The organism is Streptomyces sp. NPDC051582 (assembly GCF_040681715.1).
Taxonomy (GTDB): domain Bacteria; phylum Actinomycetota; class Actinomycetes; order Streptomycetales; family Streptomycetaceae; genus Streptomyces.
In genome coordinates, this window is sequence record NZ_JBFAZJ010000001.1 from 103,386 (window position 1) to 120,054 (window position 16,669).

19 protein-coding genes are annotated in these 16,669 nt (G+C 73.0%); 9 read left to right on the forward strand and 10 right to left on the reverse strand.

Annotated elements, in window-relative coordinates; translation table 11 throughout:
* Positions 1–43 precede the first annotated feature (43 nt).
* Positions 44–760 carry a helix-turn-helix domain-containing protein gene (locus tag AB0M92_RS00495; RefSeq protein WP_366099895.1) on the forward strand — a complete coding sequence of 239 codons (717 nt, stop codon included), beginning with the start codon at positions 44–46 and terminating at the stop codon, positions 758–760.
* 47 nt (positions 761–807) lie between these two features.
* Positions 808–1,221: a DUF3703 domain-containing protein gene (locus tag AB0M92_RS00500; protein WP_366099896.1), complete on the forward strand. Its 414-nt coding sequence runs from the start codon at positions 808–810 to the stop codon at positions 1,219–1,221.
* Here the strand turns inward: AB0M92_RS00500 and def are convergent.
* The 8 genes from def to AB0M92_RS00540 form a co-directional block, all read right to left on the reverse strand.
* Positions 1,197–1,832, reverse strand: coding sequence for a peptide deformylase (gene def, locus AB0M92_RS00505; protein ID WP_053691819.1), 636 nt, complete (start codon positions 1,830–1,832; stop codon positions 1,197–1,199). The two genes, AB0M92_RS00500 and def, sit on opposite strands and share 25 nt — an antisense overlap.
* Before the next feature lie 65 nt (positions 1,833–1,897).
* Complete coding sequence (locus AB0M92_RS00510; protein ID WP_366099897.1) at positions 1,898–2,908, reverse strand: hypothetical protein; 1,011 nt, start codon at positions 2,906–2,908, stop codon at positions 1,898–1,900.
* Between the two features lie 93 nt (positions 2,909–3,001).
* Entirely contained in the window at positions 3,002–4,348 is a 1,347-nt protein-coding gene (locus AB0M92_RS00515; protein ID WP_366099898.1) for an HD domain-containing protein, read from the reverse strand.
* A gap of 11 nt (positions 4,349–4,359) precedes the next feature.
* Positions 4,360–5,865: an HD-GYP domain-containing protein gene (locus tag AB0M92_RS00520; RefSeq protein ID WP_366099899.1), complete on the reverse strand. Its 1,506-nt coding sequence runs from the start codon at positions 5,863–5,865 to the stop codon at positions 4,360–4,362.
* 152 nt (positions 5,866–6,017) lie between these two features.
* A complete protein-coding gene (rsrA, locus tag AB0M92_RS00525) occupies positions 6,018–6,320 on the reverse strand; it encodes a mycothiol system anti-sigma-R factor (RefSeq protein ID WP_048477498.1) in 303 nt (100 codons plus the stop codon).
* Positions 6,317–6,961: a sigma-70 family RNA polymerase sigma factor gene (locus AB0M92_RS00530; protein WP_008741505.1), complete on the reverse strand. Its 645-nt coding sequence runs from the start codon at positions 6,959–6,961 to the stop codon at positions 6,317–6,319. The genes rsrA and AB0M92_RS00530 overlap by 4 nt, the downstream gene beginning before the upstream one ends.
* A 362-nt stretch (positions 6,962–7,323) precedes the next feature.
* Positions 7,324–7,989 carry an alpha/beta family hydrolase gene (locus AB0M92_RS00535; protein ID WP_366099900.1) on the reverse strand — a complete coding sequence of 222 codons (666 nt, stop codon included), beginning with the start codon at positions 7,987–7,989 and terminating at the stop codon, positions 7,324–7,326.
* 69 nt (positions 7,990–8,058) lie between these two features.
* Positions 8,059–8,874, reverse strand: coding sequence for an SOS response-associated peptidase (locus AB0M92_RS00540; RefSeq protein WP_366099901.1), 816 nt, complete (start codon positions 8,872–8,874; stop codon positions 8,059–8,061).
* Between the two features lie 53 nt (positions 8,875–8,927).
* Here AB0M92_RS00540 and AB0M92_RS00545 point away from each other — a divergent pair, with 53 nt between their 5' ends.
* The 4 genes from AB0M92_RS00545 (at position 8,928) to AB0M92_RS00560 (ending at position 12,530) form a co-directional block, all read left to right on the forward strand.
* Entirely contained in the window at positions 8,928–9,653 is a 726-nt protein-coding gene (locus AB0M92_RS00545; RefSeq protein ID WP_366099902.1) for a M50 family metallopeptidase, read from the forward strand.
* Positions 9,654–9,744: 91 nt separating this feature from the next.
* Positions 9,745–11,094, forward strand: a complete 1,350-nt coding sequence (aroA, locus tag AB0M92_RS00550; protein ID WP_366099903.1) for a 3-phosphoshikimate 1-carboxyvinyltransferase — start codon at positions 9,745–9,747, stop codon at positions 11,092–11,094.
* A gap of 10 nt (positions 11,095–11,104) precedes the next feature.
* The gene (gene rsgA / locus AB0M92_RS00555) at positions 11,105–12,115 is read left to right on the forward strand and encodes a ribosome small subunit-dependent GTPase A (protein WP_366099904.1); all 1,011 of its coding nucleotides are present in this window, start codon (positions 11,105–11,107) and stop codon (positions 12,113–12,115) included.
* Between the two features lie 91 nt (positions 12,116–12,206).
* Positions 12,207–12,530, forward strand: a complete 324-nt coding sequence (locus tag AB0M92_RS00560) for a multidrug efflux SMR transporter (RefSeq protein ID WP_069921864.1) — start codon at positions 12,207–12,209, stop codon at positions 12,528–12,530.
* Here AB0M92_RS00560 and AB0M92_RS00565 read toward each other — a convergent pair.
* Positions 12,524–13,081, reverse strand: a complete 558-nt coding sequence (locus tag AB0M92_RS00565) for a TetR/AcrR family transcriptional regulator (protein ID WP_366099905.1) — start codon at positions 13,079–13,081, stop codon at positions 12,524–12,526. The genes AB0M92_RS00560 and AB0M92_RS00565 overlap by 7 nt on opposite strands.
* Before the next feature lie 149 nt (positions 13,082–13,230).
* Between AB0M92_RS00565 and hisN the strand changes: the two genes are divergently transcribed.
* Positions 13,231–14,037 carry a histidinol-phosphatase gene (gene hisN / locus AB0M92_RS00570; RefSeq protein WP_366099906.1) on the forward strand — a complete coding sequence of 269 codons (807 nt, stop codon included), beginning with the start codon at positions 13,231–13,233 and terminating at the stop codon, positions 14,035–14,037.
* 146 nt (positions 14,038–14,183) lie between these two features.
* Complete coding sequence (locus tag AB0M92_RS00575; protein WP_099889569.1) at positions 14,184–14,579, forward strand: CBS domain-containing protein; 396 nt, start codon at positions 14,184–14,186, stop codon at positions 14,577–14,579.
* 59 nt (positions 14,580–14,638) lie between these two features.
* Here the strand turns inward: AB0M92_RS00575 and AB0M92_RS00580 are convergent, their stop codons facing one another.
* Entirely contained in the window at positions 14,639–16,117 is a 1,479-nt protein-coding gene (locus AB0M92_RS00580) for a catalase (RefSeq protein ID WP_366099907.1), read from the reverse strand.
* A 122-nt stretch (positions 16,118–16,239) separates the two neighbouring features.
* On the opposite strand from AB0M92_RS00580, the gene AB0M92_RS00585 reads away from it, so the two are divergent.
* Positions 16,240–16,656, forward strand: a complete 417-nt coding sequence (locus tag AB0M92_RS00585) for a Fur family transcriptional regulator (protein WP_366099908.1) — start codon at positions 16,240–16,242, stop codon at positions 16,654–16,656.
* The last annotated feature ends 13 nt before the right edge of the window (positions 16,657–16,669 follow it).

A 16,669-nucleotide genomic window follows, 5' to 3' on the forward strand; every position in this document is an offset into this window, starting at 1 on the left:
GAACGACTCGGGTGACCGGGGTCCGGGGCGGGGGCGCTTCGTCATGTCCGTGACCGGGTGGGCCGGGCGGGCCCGGCTGCGGCCGGGGGGCCTGGTGTACGGGGGCGCCGTCGGGTCCGCGACCGCGCACGCGCACCACTCCGTACAGGTCATCGCCGCACTGGACGGGTACGGCCTGCTGCTGGCCGGGCCGGACGGGGAGCCCTTCCGGTGCCGGGCGTACGTGGTCCCGGCCGGGGTACGGCACGCCGTGCTGGCCGGCACCGCGCGCGGGGTGGTGCTGCACTACGATCCGCTGTCCTCGGCCGGGCGCCGGCTCACGGCGATGGCGGGCGACGCGGGAGACCTCGTACCGGCCGCCGGATCCCTGCCCGCCGACCCCTTCGAGGCGGCCTGCGCGCTGGACTCCCTGCTCCCCGGCGGTCCGGTGCCGGACGCGGCCCCACATCCGGGGCTGGCACGGGTGCTGGCGTGGCTGCCCGGGCGGGAGGGCGTACGGCTGTCCCAGGCGGCCGAGGTGGCCTGCCTGTCGCAGAGCCGCCTGGCGCACCTGTTCCGGGCGGAGCTGGGCCTGCCGTTCCGGCCGTACGTCCTGTGGCTGCGGCTGATGCGGGCCGCCGAACTCGCCTCCCGGGGGCATTCCCTGACGGACGCGGCACACGGCGCGGGCTTCGCCGACGGGGCGCACTTCAGCCGGGTGTGGCGGCGGATGTTCGGGATCCCGCCGTCGGACTTCACCCGCACCATCCAGTGGATGTAGCAGGTTCGTTCAAGCCCCGGCGGGCCCCGCGGACGCATCGTGGACGCATGAGGAACGTACTGAAGATCTGCATCGCCGCGTGCACCCCGAAGGCCATGCCGGCCCCGGTGCGGGCGGTCTTCGAGGCCGAGCTGCTGCGGGCCCGCGACTGCGCGCCCGACACCGACGCCATGTGGGACGCACTGGAGCGGGCGCACATCGTCTCCCAGGCCTGGGCCTGGCCGCACACCCGTGCCCACTGGCACATGTTCCGGCTCGCGCTGCGCTGCCGGGACCGGGCGGAGACGGTGGGACAGGTGGTGCGGATCCTGGTGGCGGGGGCCGGTTCGATGACCGGTCGCGTGCCGTACGGCAACACCGGCCGTACGGCGGCGGGACTGCTCACGCCGATGCCCCTGCCCGAGGACCTGCGGGTGCTGCTGGGGCGCAGCCGGGATCAGGCGTTGGGGACCGTTTCGTAGCGGGGGGTGCCCTCTTCCATCTGGCGGAGGGCGTCCTTGCGGTCGCGCTTCGAGAGGCGGTCGATGTACAGGTACCCGTACAGGTGGTCCGTCTCGTGCTGGAGGCAGCGCGCGAAGTAGCCCGTGCCGCGCACCTTGATCGGGTTGCCCTGTGCGTCCTGGCCGGTCACCTCGGCGTAGTCCGGGCGGGCCAGCGAGGCGTACGCGGTCGGGACCGACAGGCAGCCCTCGTTGGAGTCGTCGAGCACGCGGGAGCCGGCGGGCAGTTCCACCAGCTTCGGGTTGACCACGACACCGGTGTGGCGCGCGCCGTCGTCGTCCGGGCAGTCGTAGACGAAGACCTTGGCGTCCACGCCGATCTGGTTCGCGGCCAGGCCCACGCCCTCGGCGGCCTTCTGGCTGGCGAACATGTCGTCGATCAGCTGCGCCAGCTCGTCGCCGAACTCGGTGACGTCCTTGCACTCGCGGTGCAGGACGGGGTTGCCGACCACCGTGATCGGGCGGGCGGTGCCGCGCTCGCGGTGGGCGAGCTCGCGCGCCTCACAGTCCTCGGTGTCCACGACGTACCCGTCGTTGACGATCTCGACGACCTCGTTCTCCTGCTGCGCCATGTCCGCCGTACGCCTTCCGTAAGTCCACCCGTTCACAATGTGCCGGTACAGCCTACGGTGCCGGGTCAGCAGACCTCTTCGAGATCCCGCCATTCACGGGTGTCCGGGCTGTCCGCGACCCAGCCGTCGAGCAGTCCGCGCACCAGGCCGGGGGGCGCCGCGATCCCGCACTCCCGCTCCGGAACCCACAGCGGGCCGGACCCGTTCGTACGGTGGCCCAGCGGACCGGGATGCCCCGGTTCGCTGTGGTCGTGCGGGTCCAGGTGCTCCCCGTCGCCCTCGCCGCTCGGCATCACGCTCTCCGAGCAGGTCCGGCACAGCAGCCGCACCGAGGACGACCAGTCCTCGGCGGCGAAGCCCGCGTCCGAGGCCAGCTGCTCCAGCGCGTCCCGGTCCTCCTCGGTGGCCGCCTCCAGCAGCACCACCCAGGTCGGCACCGGTGAGGGGGCCCACAGCTCGATCTCGTCGAAGACGGGATAGGAGGGGCCGGCCGCGGTGACCCGCTCGCCGTGCGGGACCCCGTCGTGCAGGACGACCTCGCCCCAGCGCCGGCCCGAGGACGGCAGCGGGATCGACAGGACCTCCATGCGGGCCGGGTCCAGCCTGCGGCCCCAGACCACTTCGGCCTCCCCCTCGGGGGACAGCCGTACGGCGGCGCTGCCCAGCTCCATGCCGACCGGTTCGCCGCTGCCCTTCGCGGGGTGCGTGCCCGAGCCGTGCGGGTCCCCGGGAACCTTCAGCCCGTACGCCTGCCAGGCCCGGCGGGCCAGCGGCCAGTCCTGGAGCGCGGTCGCGGCGATCCCGACGTTCCACCAGTCCGGGGCGCCGGTCTCGCGGTCCAGCAGGGCCACGGCGCGCAGCCCGGCGGCCCGCGCCTGCTCCCAGTCGTGCCGGAACTTGTGCAGCAGGGCGAGGTTGAACCAGGACTCGGACAGCCAGGGCTCCAGGTCGGCGGCTCTGGTGAGCAGCGCGCCCGCGTCCTCGTACCGCCCGTCGCCGATCAGCGTGAACGCGCGGTCGGTGGCCTGCCGCCACGAGGCGGAGGGCCGATGCCGTACCTTCCCGAAGATCCTCACGATTCCCGCCTGCCGGTCCAACGGTGCAGCCTTGCGGACACTCCTAATGGCATCCAACCATGCCCACTCGGACGGCCGCTCATTACCCATGGGTTACCCAGGTGGGACGGGAACAACTCTGTCACGTCCGCCCCTGGCCAGAACCCTGGCGAGACACTCCACGACCTCTGGCTGGTAGTCGCGCCCGGTACCCAGCCGCAGCTGCTCCAGGGCCGCGAGGGGGCCGCCCGGGTGACGGGTCCCGCCCAGCAGGTCCTCGTAGGCGTTGACCGCCCGGACGATGCGCGCGAGGGCGGGCTGCTCCCGGTACGGGTCGGCCTGCCGCTCCACGATGACGGCCACCTCGGCGGGCACCCCGCTCTGGCGGGCCACTTCCCCGCCGAGCACGGCGATCCGGCGGGCCTCGGCGGGCGGCAGCCCGGCCGTGGCCCCGGCCCGGACCGGGTCGACGAGGGAGAGCTGGCCGATGTCGTGCATGAGGGCCGCGTATTCCAGCACCGTGAGCTCCCGCTCCGACAGGCCCAGCTCCCGGCCCACGGCGCAGCTCAGTGCGGCGACCCGGCGGGAGTGGCCCGGGCGGGTGTGCCCGGCGATCTCGGTGGCCCGGGCCAGGGAGGTGATCGTCTGGCGGTAGGTGGTGCGGATCGCGGCGATCCGGTGGAAGGACAGCTGGGTCAGCAGCAGCGGCACGCAGAAGACGGGCAGCGCCCACAGACCGGCGACGGCCACGCCGAGGGCCATGACGACCCCGGTGGCGCAGATCGCCGCGCCGATGCCGAGCTGGGCGCGCAGCTCGTCGCGGAGCAGGGGCCCGTACGGCCAGCCGGTGCGCGCGGCGGCCAGGGCGGCGGCGAGCACGGCGTCGCACAGGGCGGTGAGGCCGAGCAGGAGGAGCAGGTAGAGGACGAGGTACGGGCCCCGCCCGATCCCCTGTTCCAGCCGGCCGGAGTTGTAGAGCGGCTGGAAGCAGGCGGCGGCGAAGGCGACGGTGAGGACCCGGCGGGCCAGGTGGTCGGCGGTGGGGGCGCGCCCGCGGGCGATGTGCGGGACGCTCCCGGCGAGGGCGGCGGTGACGACGACCGTGACGATCTGGAGCACCCCGTGGTGGGTGGGCGTGGCGGCGTCCGGGCCGAGCAGGGCGTACGCGAGGGCGCCGGCAGAGGCGAGGGGGGCGGGCCGGCGGTCCTCGGGCGCGGCGGTCCGGGTGTCGCCACCGCCTGCCGCCTCCCCGGCGTCCCGCGCATCGCCGGCCTCCCCCCCGCCCCTGGTGTCACGCGCGTCCCGGGTGTCACGGCGGGCGAGCTCCCCGCAGGCGATCAGGGCGCCGAAGGCCAGGGCGGTGCCGGGCTCGACGAGGCCGTTCCACAGGGTGTGCCCGAGCCCGGCCAGCGCGAGCGCCACGGCGGCCCCGCGCACACCCCCGACGACCGCGCCCCGCAAGGCCGCGCCCCTCACGCCCCGGCCCCGCCGTCCGGGTCCTGGCCGCCGGGCGGGTCCACGGTCCGCACGCGGGTCCGGGCGCCCTGCGCCGGCAGCCCGGACAGCGCGGGACCGCCGGGCTCCGGGGCCGCCGCGGCGGGCGGCGTCGCCGCCCGGTCGGGGGCGGATCCGGCCGGGATCACCTGGAGGTCGCCCTCGTCCGCGGTGACCACCGGGTGCCAGCCGTCCCGGCCGATCGCCTCGACCAGCGCGCGCACCATCACCGGATCGAAGTGGGCCCCGGCGCACCGCTCCAGCTCGGCCAGGGCCACCGGCACCGGCCGGGCCCGGCTGTAGGAGCGGGTCGAGGTCATCGCGTCGAAGGCGTCGGCCACCGCCACCACCCGGGCCGGTACCGGGATCTGCTCGCCGGCCAGCCCGTACGGGTACCCGGAGCCGTCGACGCGCTCGTGGTGGTGCAGGATCGCGGACCGCGCCTCTCCCAGGAAGCCGATGCCGCGCACCATCTCGTGCCCGTACTCGGGATGCAGCTCGATGACCCGGCGCTCCTCCGGGGTCAGCGGGCCGTCCTTGCGCAGCAGCCGGGTCGGGACCCCGATCTTGCCGATGTCGTGCAGGATCCCGGCGATGCGGACCACTTCGAGCCGGTCCGCGTCCATGCCCAGCTCGCGGGCGATCATCGCGGACGCCTGGCCGACGCGCTCGCCGTGGCCGCGCGTGTAGCGGTCCTTGAGCTCCACGGCCTGGACGAGCGCCCGGATCGTGGCCTGGTGGGCGGCCCGTTCGCGGTGGTACTGGGCGAAGACCCGGCAGGAGATGTACATCGGCAGCAGGACGAGCAGCGCGGCGGGCAGCCCGTACGGGCTGCGCCACAGGACGGCCATCATCAGCCCGGCGAGGCCGTGGACGCAGTGCGGCACCAGGGACCGGGCGAGCGGCCCGCGCCATGCCGTGCGTAAGGGCCGGCGTTCGGCGGCGGCCAGGACGGCCCCGTCGAGGACGGCCAGTACGAGGCAGAAGGCGGCGGCCGCGGCCGCCGCGGGCAGCAGCGCGTACGGGAAGTCGGCGAGCGGGCCGGGAATCCCCGTCCCGCCGGAGCGGCTTCCCAGCGCGGCCGGACCGCCCAGCAGCCCGAACGTCCGCGCGGCGGCCCAGGCGGCGACGGCCTGCTGCGCCGCGTGCCACACGCGCCGGATCCGGGCGGGCCGCCCGGCCACCGCCTGGGCGAAGGCGCCGGGCAGCGCGACGAGCGCGGCGGCGGCCGGGGGCAGCAGGAAGACGGCGGCGAGGAGCACGGGGAAGAAGGAGCCGATGCCCTCGGGGACTCGGATGCCCGGCAGCGGGCGGATCCGGACCAGTTCGCAGCCGAGGTAGAGGGAGGCGAGCAGCCCGACGGCGGGCCAGGGCGTGCCGGACGCGGCGAACGCCGGGGCGGCCGCGGCGCATGCCGCGAGGGCGGCGCACAGGACGACGGACCACAGGAGGAAGGGCCGCGCCGTCGGCGGACGTACCCGCATGGCGCTCTCCTCCCCTGTGCCGTGCACACCGTTTGGGGAGAATAAGTGGGGCCCCCTTCCGCAGGGGGCCACATTTTCCTATTGCGCCGTACGAGCACCCCCGGATTAGCACCTTCGAGTGAACGATTCGGCTTCCAGGGGCGGTTGTTCGATCAGCCGGTGGCGGGGTCCGCGGTCACGTCGTGCTCGGGGACGGCCTGGCCGGAACGGATCAGCTCGATCCGTCCCATGACCTTCGAGCGCAGGTCGGTCGGCACGTCGTCCGAACCGCAGCAGCGCTTCACCAGCTTCTTGACGGCCTGCTCCAGGCCGTACTTCTCCAGGCAGGGATTGCATTCGCCGAAGTGCGTCTCGAACTTCGTGCAATCACTGTCCGGCATCTCGTGGTCCAGGAACTCGTACAGGTGGTCCAGGACCTCAGAGCAATCCGTCTCGTGCGGCTCTCCGCAGCTCATGAGCCCGAGCCTTTCAGGTCGTTCGACTCTCCCGCGCCCGCGGGAACCAGCCCGCGCTCACGGGCATAGTCCTCCAGCATTCCGCGGAGTTGACGGCGGCCACGGTGCAGTCGCGACATGACCGTACCGATGGGTGTACCCATGATGTCCGCGATCTCCTTGTACGCAAAGCCCTCTACGTCGGCAAGATAGACCGCGATGCGGAACTCCTCCGGAATGGCCTGGAGCGCTTCCTTCACATCCGAATCGGGCAGGTGGTCGAGCGCCTGCGATTCGGCGGAGCGAAGGCCCGTGGACATGTGCGACTCGGCGCGCGCCAGCTGCCAGTCCTCGATCTCCTCGGCCGCACTGCGCTGCGGTTCGCGCTGCTTCTTGCGGTAGGAGTTGATGAACGTGTTGGTCAGAATGCGGTAGAGCCACGCCTTGAGATTGGTGCCCTCGCGGAACTGGTGGAAGGACGCGTATGCCTTCGCATACGTCTCCTGGACCAGGTCCTCGGCGTCGGCCGGATTGCGCGTCATGCGCAGCGCGGCCGAGTACATCTGGTCGAGGTAGCCGAGGGCGTCCCTCTCGAAGCGCGCATTGCGCTCCGGGGTCGTCTCCTCCGCGTGGCCTTCGTCGGTCCCAGCGACAGGACCCACCTCCTCCGACTGCGTGACGGCTCCGAAAGCGGACCCGCTCGAATCGGAGAATAGTCGACCATCCCGGCCCTCCGCCGCCTGAAGCGGGCGGCGCTTGGGCGCGGGCAGGACCGTCCAGTCCAGGCCCTCCGCCTGCGGACGGTGCTGGCTGATGACCTGGGTCATGCGCTCCCTCTCCTCCGACTGATCCCGTGCGTTCTGACATCCCGCACAACAGAAGGGTCGGGCCCGGCATTCCCGTGCGGGGCCGGGGGCTCCGGCCTCTGTCAGGTGCGCGGCCGCCATGTGATACGGATCACCCGCGGGTTCGTCTCATTCCCCGGACGCGTCCGTCCGAGGGGCGTGCGGGGTTCGGCCGGGGGTCAGAGCGCAAGCCCGGCGAGCCAGGCGGTGACGGCCCCGGTGATCACCGCGAGGGCCTCGTCCTGCGTCAGGTCGGCCTTCTTCGGCACGGCGAAGCCGTGATCGGCGTGCGGGACCTCCACCAGCTCGTACGGCTCCTGCGCGGCCGGCGCCGGGAACTCCTGCGGCCGCCCGAACGGGTCCCGGCCGCCCTGGACCACCAGGGTGGGCCGCCCGGCCCCGGTGAGCTCCCCGGCCCGGGACTTCTCCGGGCGGCCCGGCGGGTGCAGCGGGAACGCCAGGGCCAGCACCCCCGCCGCCCCCAGCTCGGCGGCGGTCCGGCAGGCCACCCTCGCCCCGGCGCTGCGCCCGCCCGCCACCACGGGCAGCCCGGGCTCCGCCAGCACCGGCCACAGGCCCCGCCAGCCCTCGTCCAGCACCTTGGGCGCGGCCGCCACCTTCTTCCCGGCGACCCGCCACGGCTGCTCGACCAGCGCCACGGTGACCCCGTGCGCGGGCAGGGCGGCGGCCAGCGCCTGGAGGTCGCGCGCCTCGATCCCGCCGCCGGCGCCGTGTCCGACGGCCAGCACGAGGCGCGCCGCCGTACGGGCGGGGACGGGATGCCAGGTGATGCGGGCCTCGCCCGCCGGTGTGTCGACGTTCTCGGTGCGCGTACGCGTGGTCATGGCCCCCATCCTGCCCGCGCCCGGAGCCGGGCCGGGGCCCGGACACCCCCTGGCAAGGGGGTGTCCGCCTCAGAAGAGCGTGGCCTCCTCGGGCGCTGCCAGCTCGTCGAGCAGCTCCGGCCCGTTGTTGCGCACGTTGCTGACGGCGGTGGACACCGGGTACGCGCGCATCAGCCCGCCCGGCGGCGGCGCGAGCAGGGCGTGCAGCTCGTCGGTGTCGGTCCGGGCCGGGTCCAGCCAGGCGTCCCAGCGGTCCGGGGTCAGCATCAGCGGCATCCGGGGGTGGATCTCGGCCAGGGACGCCGGCCCCTCGGCGGGGGCCGCGCCCAGCGGTCCGGTCTCGGCCTCGGCGGTGATCACCGAGCAGGTCGCCCACCACGCCTGCGGGTGGTCGGCGGGCAGCGTCGGGTCGCGCCAGAACTCGTATATGCCGGCCATGGCGAAGACCGAGCCGTCGGCGGGGAGCACGAAGTAGGGCTGCTTGCGGGCCCGCTTCTTCTTGCCCTCGACCTCCAGCTGCCGCTCGTCGTGGGCGGTGACCCACTCGTAGTAGCCGTCGGCGGGAACGATGCAGCGGCGCTGCGCGAAGGGGCGGCGGAAGGAGGGCTTCTCGGCCACGGTCTCGGACCGGGCGTTGATCATCCGGGCGGCGCCGTCGGGGTTCTTGGCCCAGGAGGGGACGAGCCCCCACTTCACCGTGCGCAGCTGCCGAACCGGACGCGGGTCCGGAGCGTCTTTCACGGGACGGTCGAGGACGACGTGGACCTCCTTGGTCGGAGCCACGTTCCAGTCGGGGGCCAGGGTCTCCTCGGGCTCCCACTTCTCGATGCCGAAGGCCTCCACCAGGTCCTCCGGCTTACGACTCGCTGCATACCGTCCGCACATGGCTGCCAGACTGCCATCCCACCCGCCCACCACCGCAAGGAGTCCGCCACTCCATGAACAGCTCCCCGGACACCACCGCGACCGCCGGTCTGTGGGACCGGCTCACGGGCATACAGACCCCGCCGGCCCTGTGGCTGGTGATCGTGACGGGCGTGGTCGCCCTGGCCGCCGTGGGGCCGCGCCCGCTGTGGCGGCTGTCGCGCAATGCCGTGACCATCGCCCACGAGGGCGGCCACGGGCTGCTGGCGCTGCTGACCGGGCGGCGCCTCGACGGGATCCGGCTGCACTCGGACACCAGCGGGGTCACCGTCAGCCGCGGCAAGCCGACCGGACTCGGGATGATCCTGACCGCCGCGGCCGGCTACACGGCGCCCTCGCTGCTCGGGCTCGGCGGGGCCGCGCTGCTGTCGGCCCACCGGATCACGCTGCTGCTGTGGGCGGCGACCGCCCTGCTGCTGGCGATGCTGGTGATGATCCGCAACGCGTACGGCGCCCTGACGGTGGTGCTGTCGGGCACCGCGTTCGTACTGGTCTCCTGGCTGGCCCCGGCCGAGGTCCAGGCGGTCTTCGCCTACCTGGTGGTGTGGTTCCTGCTGCTGGGCGGGGTGCGGCCGGTCTTCGAGCTGGGTGCCAAGCGCCGGGGCGGCGGGGCGCCGGATTCCGACGCGGACCAGCTGGGGCGCCTCACCCACGTCCACCCGGTGGCCTGGCTGCTCCTCTTCCACGCCGTGGCGCTGTGCTCGCTCATCGGCGGCGGGCGCTGGCTCCTCGACCTCTGAGGCACCCCCCGCGGCCGACCGCCGCGTCCAACCTCCGAGACCAGCGAGCGATCAAGATCTGGGGCCGGGGCGAGCCACTAAAGTGGTGGCCATGACCGAGACCCCCGCGCTCCCCGCCCTCTGGCCCGCTCCGCTCGCCGACGGCACCGTCCACGCCACCGTCACCGTGCCCGGGTCGAAGTCGGTCACCAACCGCGCCCTCGTCCTCGCCTCGCTCGCCGCCGAGCCGGGGTGGGTGCGCCGCCCGCTGCGCTCGCGCGACTCGCAGCTGATGTCGGACGCCCTGCGCGCGCTCGGCGTCGGCATCGAGGAGACCGCCTCCTCCAGCTCCGGCGACGGCGCCGGCGGCGAGGCCTGGCGGGTCATCCCGGCCGCCCTGCACGGCCCGGCCACCGTCGACGTCGGCAACGCGGGCACGGTCATGCGCTTCCTGCCGCCCGTCGCCACGCTGGCCTCCGGCGACATCCGCTTCGACGGCGACCCGCGCTCCTACGAGCGCCCGCTCGGCCAGGTCATCAGCGCCCTGCGCACCCTCGGCGCCCGGATCGACGACGACGGCCGGGGCGCGCTGCCGCTGACCGTCCAGGGCGGCGGGGCGCTGGAGGGCGGCGTCGTGGAGATCGACGCCTCCAACTCCTCCCAGTTCGTCTCGGCCCTGCTGCTGTCGGGCCCGCGCTTCAACCAGGGCGTCGAGGTCCGGCACACCGGCACGACGCTGCCGTCGATGCCGCACATCCGGATGACGGTGGAGATGCTGCGCGCGGCGGGCGCCCAGGTCGACACCCCCGAGGCCGGCGGCGAGCCGAACGTGTGGCGGGTGGCGCCGAGCGCGCTGCTGGGCCGTGACGTGGTCGTGGAGCCGGACCTGTCGAACGCGCAGCCGTTCCTGGCCGCCGCGCTGATCACGGGCGGTACGGTCACGATCCCCGACTGGCCGCGCCGCACCACGCAGCCCGGCGACGAACTGCGCCGGATCTTCACGGAGATGGGCGGCTCCTGCGAGCTGACCGACGCGGGCCTGGTCTTCACGGGCACCGGCAAGATCCACGGCATCGACGTGGACCTGGGCGAGGTCGGCGAGCTCACCCCCGGCATCGCGGCCGTCGCGGCGCTGGCCGACTCCCCGTCCACGCTGCGCGGGGTGGCGCACCTGCGGCTGCACGAGACGGACCGGCTGGCGGCGCTCACCAAGGAGATCAACGAGCTGGGCGGCGACGTCACCGAGACCGCCGACGGTCTGCACATCCGCCCGCGTCCGCTGCACGGCGGGGTGTTCCACACCTACGACGACCACCGGATGGCCACCGCCGGCGCGGTCATCGGTCTGGCGGTGGAGGGCGTGCGGATCGAGAACGTGGCGACGACCGCGAAGACCCTGCCGGACTTCCCCAAGATGTGGGCCGAGATGCTCGGGCAAACGGCGCGAGTAGCGGGAGCGTAGGGCCCCCGTCATGCGCAGGTACGGCAAGCACACCGACGAAGACGACATCCGCCAGCGGCCCAACCCCAAGGGCAACCGGCCCCGGACCACCATCCGGCCCAAGCACGAGGACGCGGCCGAGGGCTTCGTCCTGACCGTCGACCGCGGCCGGCTGACCTGCCTGGTCGACGGCCGCACCATCCATGCGATGAAGGCCCGCGAGCTGGGCCGCAAGGCGGCGGTGGTCGGCGACCTGGTCTGGATCGTCGGCGACCTGACCGGCAAGAAGGACACCCTCGCGCGGATCGTGCGCATCGAGGAGCGCAAGTCCGTCCTGCGGCGCACCGCGGACGACGACGACCCGTACGAGCGGGTGGTCGTCGCCAACGCGGACCAGCTGGCGATCGTCACCGCGCTGGCCGACCCGGAGCCGCGGCCCCGGATGATCGACCGCTGCCTGGTGGCCGCGTACGACGCCGGACTGGAGCCCCTGCTGGTGCTCACGAAGTCGGACCTGACCTCCGCGGACAAGATCCTGGAGATCTACTCCACCTTCGGCCTGAACTACGTGGTGACCAACCGCGAGGAGCTCGCGACGGGCGACGCCGCCGACCGGGTGCGCGAGCGCCTGAACGGCCGGATCACCGCCTTCGTCGGCCACTCCGGCGTCGGCAAGACCACCCTGGTGAACTCGCTGGTCGCCGAGGGCCGCCAGCGCGCCACCGGACACGTCAACGCCGTGACCGGCCGCGGCCGGCACACCACCACCTCGGCGCTCGCACTGCCGCTGCCGGGCGGCGAAGGCTGGGTCATCGACACCCCGGGCGTGCGCTCCTTCGGCCTGCACCACGTGGACCCGTCCCGGGTGATCCTGGCCTTCCCGGACCTCGTTCCCGGTACGGAGGCCTGCCCGCGGGCCTGCAGCCACGACGAGCAGGACTGCGCGCTCGACACGTGGGTGGAGGACGGCCACGCGGATCCGGCGCGGCTGTACTCGCTGCGCCGGCTCCTCCAGACCCGCGAGCGTCGCGAAGGGGACTGATCCTCCGGCGGGGTTTGCCGTGCACCAGGTCTGGTAAATGCATAATCGCACCACGTGACACGACGTCACCTGACGCGGGGAGGCATGTGCCATGGCCTGGCTGCTGGTGGTCGTCGCCGGAATTCTGGAGACCGGCTTCGCGGTCTGCCTCAAGCTCTCGCACGGGTTCACCCGCCTGTGGCCGACGGTCGCCTTCGCCTGCTTCGCCCTCGGCAGCTTCGGCCTGCTGACCCTGGCGCTGAAGAAGCTCGACGTGGGCCCGGCCTACGCGGTGTGGACGGGCATCGGGGCCGCCGGAACGGCCATTTACGGCATGGTCTTCCTCGGCGACCTCGTCTCGACGCTCAAACTCGTCTCGATCTCGCTGGTCATCCTGGGCGTCATCGGCCTCCAGCTCTCCGGTTCGGCTCACTGAGCGGGCGCGGCGAGCAGGCGCAGCAGCCGCATCAGCTCCCCGAGCCCCGGCTCCTCGCCCGGTGCTATCACGTACGAGAGGGCCAGGCGTACGGCGAGCTCGCAGTGCTGCGCCCCCTCCCCCGGGCTGAGCGTGGCCGAGGCCCGGTCGCGGACGGCCCGGGCCAGCTCCCCGGGTCCGGGGGCCGGCACTCCGGGACGCACTCCCTGCCCGGGCGGCACCGGTAAGTTCCCGTCCCAGCACCCCGTCAGCAGGGCCCGTACGAGGGGACGCGCGCGGGCGGCCCGTACGGTCCACTCCGCGACCGAGGCGAGCCGCTCGGCGCTCGCGGCCGGGGAGCGCAGCACCCGGTCCACCCCTTCGAGGTACCAGTCGGCCTCGCGGCGCACCAGGGCGCGGCCCAGACCCGCCTTGCCCCCGAACTCGTTGTAGAGGGTCTGCCGGGACACCCCGGCGGTGGCGGCCACGTCGACCATCCGCACCGACGGCCAGGGGCGCGCCAAGAGCGCCGCTCCCGCCGCTTCCAGCAAGGACTCCCGGGCTGCCGGCATGCGCGCCTCCCCGCTCGACTTCCCCCGCTCCGATTCCCCGCTCGGCTCCCCGCCAGAGTTGACGGACCGACAGATCCTGTCAAGGGCGCCCGCGGGTCGCACCGTGGACGCCGTTCGCCGCCTCCGGGCGGTCCCGATACTGTTCGGGCATGCCCGAGTATGACGATGACCTCCGCCTCGCCCTTGAGCTCGCCGACGCGGCGGACGCCGCCACGATGCAGCGGTTCCGCGCCCTCGACCTGCTGGTCGAGACGAAGCCGGACATGACCCCGGTGAGCGAGGCGGACAAGGCCGCCGAGGAGATCGTCCGGGCCGGGATCGGGGCCGCGCGGCCCGCCGACGCCATCTTGGGCGAGGAGTACGGGCTCAAGGGCAGCGGCCCGCGCCGCTGGGTCGTGGACCCGATCGACGGCACGAAGAACTACGTGCGCGGCGTCCCCGTGTGGGCGACGCTGATCTCCCTGATGGAGGAGGGCTCCGACGGGGTCTTCCGGCCCGTGGTCGGCGTCGTCTCGGCGCCGGCGCTGGGCCGCCGCTGGTGGGCGGCGCAGGGCGGGGGCGCGTACGCCGGCGGTGCGCTGGGCGGTGCGCCCGTACCGCTCGGCGTCTCGAAGGTGGCCGCTCTCGGTGACGCCTCGTTCGCGTACTCCTCGCTGAGCGGCTGGGAGGAGCAGGGCCGGCTCGCCGGGTTCCTGGACCTGACCCGGCAGTGCTGGCGCACCCGCGGCTACGGCGACTTCTGGCCGTACATGATGGTCGCGGAGGGCTCGCTGGACCTGTGCGCCGAGCCGGAGCTGAACCTGTGGGACATGGCGGCCATCGCGGTCGTGGTCCAGGAGGCGGGCGGCCGGTTCACGAGCCTGGACGGCGTGGAGGGCGTGCACGGCGGGAACGCCGCCGCCTCGAACGGACTGTTGCACGAGGAGATGCTGGGGCTTCTGCGCCCGCGCGCCTGAGCCGTACGCGTCCTGCACCCGGACGACCGGGTGCGCCCTCTTGATGACCCTCCGTACTCATGGGAATCTGAGACTCCTCCGCTTGTGCGCTTGTGAAGACCTTCTCTAAGTGCGCGGAGGACTCTCCCCAGGAGGTGGCTCCCTTCATGCTCGTCCGCGACGCCATGAGCACCGTGATCCTCACCCTCGGACCCGCCCACACCCTCCGGCAGGCGGCCTGCCTGATGTCCGGCCGCAGGGTCGGCGCGGCCGTCGTCCTCGATCCCGACCACAGCGGCATCGGCATCCTGACCGAACGCGACATCCTCAACTCCATCGGCGCGGGCCACGACCCCGACCGGGAGTTCGTGGGCGCGCACACCACCAACAACGTGGTGTTCTGCACCCCGCAGGCCACCGTCCAGGAGGCCGCCGAGGCGATGGTCCGCGGGGGCTTCCGCCATCTGATCGTGCTGGAGCACGGCGGTCCCGTCGGCATCGTGTCCGTGCGCGACGTGATCCGCTGCTGGGTCCCGGCCCGGCGCAGCACCGTACCGGCGTAGAGCCGGAGGGCCGGACCCCCAGGGGGTCCGGCCCTTCAACTCTCGGCGAGCGGGTCGTGTCAGCCGCGAAGGGCCTGGACCGCGGCTTCGAGCCGCTTGCCGAAGTCGCCGTCCGCCTGGCGGAAGTTGTTGATCGCGCGCTCGGCTATGTCGTCACGGGACACCTTGGCGATGAAGCCGGACAGGTTCTCGATCAGACGGGCCTGCTCGTCCTCGGACATCAGGCGGTACAGGTCGCCCGCCTGGACGAAGTCGCTGTCCTCGGAGTGGACCGGAGCGGCGTGGTTGCCCGTGCCGCCGGTGACCGCGGTGGACTGCCACAGCGGGCGGTCCGTCTGGAAGGGGCCGCCGAAGCTGTTCGGCTCGTAGTTCTTCGCGCCCTTGTGGCGGCCGTCGTAGAGGAAGCCGTCACGGGAGTTGGTGCGCGCCTCGGTGGCGTGCGGGCGGTTCACCGGCAGGTGGTCGGCGTTGATGCCGACGCGGTAGCGGTGGGCGTCGCCGTACGCGAAGAGACGGCCCTGGAGCATCTTGTCCGGGGACGGACCGATGCCGGGGACGAAGTGGGCCGGGCTGAAGATGGACTGCTCGACCTCGGCGAACACGTTCTCCGGGTTGCGGTTGAGCTCCAGCTTGCCGATCTCGATCGGCGGGTAGTCGGCGTGCGGCCACACCTTGGTGAGGTCGAACGGGTTGAAGCGGTACTGGGCCGCCTCGGCCGCGGGCATGATCTGGACCTGCACGGTCCAGGTCGGGAAATCGCCGCGCTCGATGGACTCGCGCAGGTCGCGCTGGTGCGAGTCGGGGTCCTCGCCGGCGAGCCGGTTGGCCTCGGCCTGGGTGAGGTTCTTGATGCCCTGGTCGGTCTTGAAGTGGTACTTGACCCAGAAGACCTCGCCGGCCTCGTTGTTCCACTGGAACGTGTGCGAGCCGAAGCCGTCCATGTGGCGGTAGGACGCCGGGATGCCGCGGTCGCCGAACAGCCAGGTCACCTGGTGGGTGGACTCGGGCGACAGACCCCAGAAGTCCCAGACGTTGTCCGCCTCCTGCGAGCCGGTGTACGGGTCGCGCTTCTGGGTGTGGATGAAGTCCGGGAACTTGATGGCGTCCTTGATGAAGAACACCGGGGTGTTGTTGCCGACGAGGTCGTAGTTGCCCTCTTCGGTGTAGAACTTCAGCGCCCAGCCGCGGGGGTCGCGCACCGCGTCGGCCGCGCCGAGGTTGCCCGCGACGGTGGAGAAGCGCAGGAACGTTTCGGTCTGCTTGCCGACCTCGGACAGGAACTTCGCGCGGGTCCACTGCGAGACGTCACGGGTGAGCGTGAAGGTGCCGTACGCGCCGGCGCCGCGGGCGTGCACCACGCGCTCCGGGATGCGCTCGCGGTTGAAGTGGGCCAGCTTCTCCAGGAGGAGCTGGTCCTGGACCAGGACGGGACCACCGACGCCGGCCGTCTCGCTGTTCTGGTTGTCGGCGACCGGAGCCCCGGCCTCCGTGGTGAGCGGTCCCTGCGTCACGTGCGCCTCCTGCGTCGTTCCTGCCATGTGCCTGTCCTTGGCCCTTGTCGTACTCGATCCTACAATGGACTTTGTCTAGGTCAAGTAAGGTTCCAAGTCCGCACTGGTTCGGGAGTTACACCGAATCCCTCGCTGTTAGGCTGGTGTCCATGAGTGACCTGCTGGAACGACTTCGCGGACGCGGATGGCGCATGACCGCACAGCGGCGCGTCGTGGCCGAGGTGCTCGACGGTGACCACGTTCACCTGACGGCCGACGAGGTGCACGCGCGCGCGGTGACCAGGCTGCCGGAGATCTCGCGCGCCACCGTCTACAACACCCTGGGCGAGCTGGTGTCCCTCGGCGAGGTCCTGGAGGTCGCCACGGACCGCCGGGCCAAGCGGTACGACCCGAACGCGCACAAGCCCCACCAGCACCTGGTGTGCGCGCAGTGCGGGGCGATCCGCGACGTGCACCCGGCGGGCAACCCGCTGGCCGACCTGCCGGACGCGGAGCGCTTCGGCTTCGTGGTCTCGGCGGTCGAAGTGACCTACCGCGGGCTGTGCCCGTCCTGCGCGGGGGCGTGACGAACCGCGGGGC

What these genes read in the sequence shown, in the direction of transcription:
- AB0M92_RS00495 (WP_366099895.1), top strand. Translation starts at nt 44, where the DNA reads ATGTCCGTGACCGGGTGGGCCGGGCGGGCCCGGCTGCGGCCGGGGGGC.
- AB0M92_RS00500 (WP_366099896.1), top strand. Translation starts at nt 808, where the DNA reads ATGAGGAACGTACTGAAGATCTGCATCGCCGCGTGCACCCCGAAGGCC.
- def (WP_053691819.1), bottom strand. Translation starts at nt 1,832, where the DNA reads ATGGCGCAGCAGGAGAACGAGGTCGTCGAGATCGTCAACGACGGGTAC.
- AB0M92_RS00520 (WP_366099899.1), bottom strand. Translation starts at nt 5,865, where the DNA reads ATGCGGGTACGTCCGCCGACGGCGCGGCCCTTCCTCCTGTGGTCCGTC.
- rsrA (WP_048477498.1), bottom strand. Translation starts at nt 6,320, where the DNA reads ATGAGCTGCGGAGAGCCGCACGAGACGGATTGCTCTGAGGTCCTGGAC.
- AB0M92_RS00535 (WP_366099900.1), bottom strand. Translation starts at nt 7,989, where the DNA reads ATGACCACGCGTACGCGCACCGAGAACGTCGACACACCGGCGGGCGAG.
- AB0M92_RS00540 (WP_366099901.1), bottom strand. Translation starts at nt 8,874, where the DNA reads ATGTGCGGACGGTATGCAGCGAGTCGTAAGCCGGAGGACCTGGTGGAG.
- AB0M92_RS00545 (WP_366099902.1), top strand. Translation starts at nt 8,928, where the DNA reads ATGAACAGCTCCCCGGACACCACCGCGACCGCCGGTCTGTGGGACCGG.
- aroA (WP_366099903.1), top strand. Translation starts at nt 9,745, where the DNA reads ATGACCGAGACCCCCGCGCTCCCCGCCCTCTGGCCCGCTCCGCTCGCC.
- rsgA (WP_366099904.1), top strand. Translation starts at nt 11,105, where the DNA reads ATGCGCAGGTACGGCAAGCACACCGACGAAGACGACATCCGCCAGCGG.
- AB0M92_RS00560 (WP_069921864.1), top strand. Translation starts at nt 12,207, where the DNA reads ATGGCCTGGCTGCTGGTGGTCGTCGCCGGAATTCTGGAGACCGGCTTC.
- AB0M92_RS00565 (WP_366099905.1), bottom strand. Translation starts at nt 13,081, where the DNA reads ATGCCGGCAGCCCGGGAGTCCTTGCTGGAAGCGGCGGGAGCGGCGCTC.
- hisN (WP_366099906.1), top strand. Translation starts at nt 13,231, where the DNA reads ATGCCCGAGTATGACGATGACCTCCGCCTCGCCCTTGAGCTCGCCGAC.
- AB0M92_RS00575 (WP_099889569.1), top strand. Translation starts at nt 14,184, where the DNA reads ATGCTCGTCCGCGACGCCATGAGCACCGTGATCCTCACCCTCGGACCC.
- AB0M92_RS00580 (WP_366099907.1), bottom strand. Translation starts at nt 16,117, where the DNA reads ATGGCAGGAACGACGCAGGAGGCGCACGTGACGCAGGGACCGCTCACC.
- AB0M92_RS00585 (WP_366099908.1), top strand. Translation starts at nt 16,240, where the DNA reads ATGAGTGACCTGCTGGAACGACTTCGCGGACGCGGATGGCGCATGACC.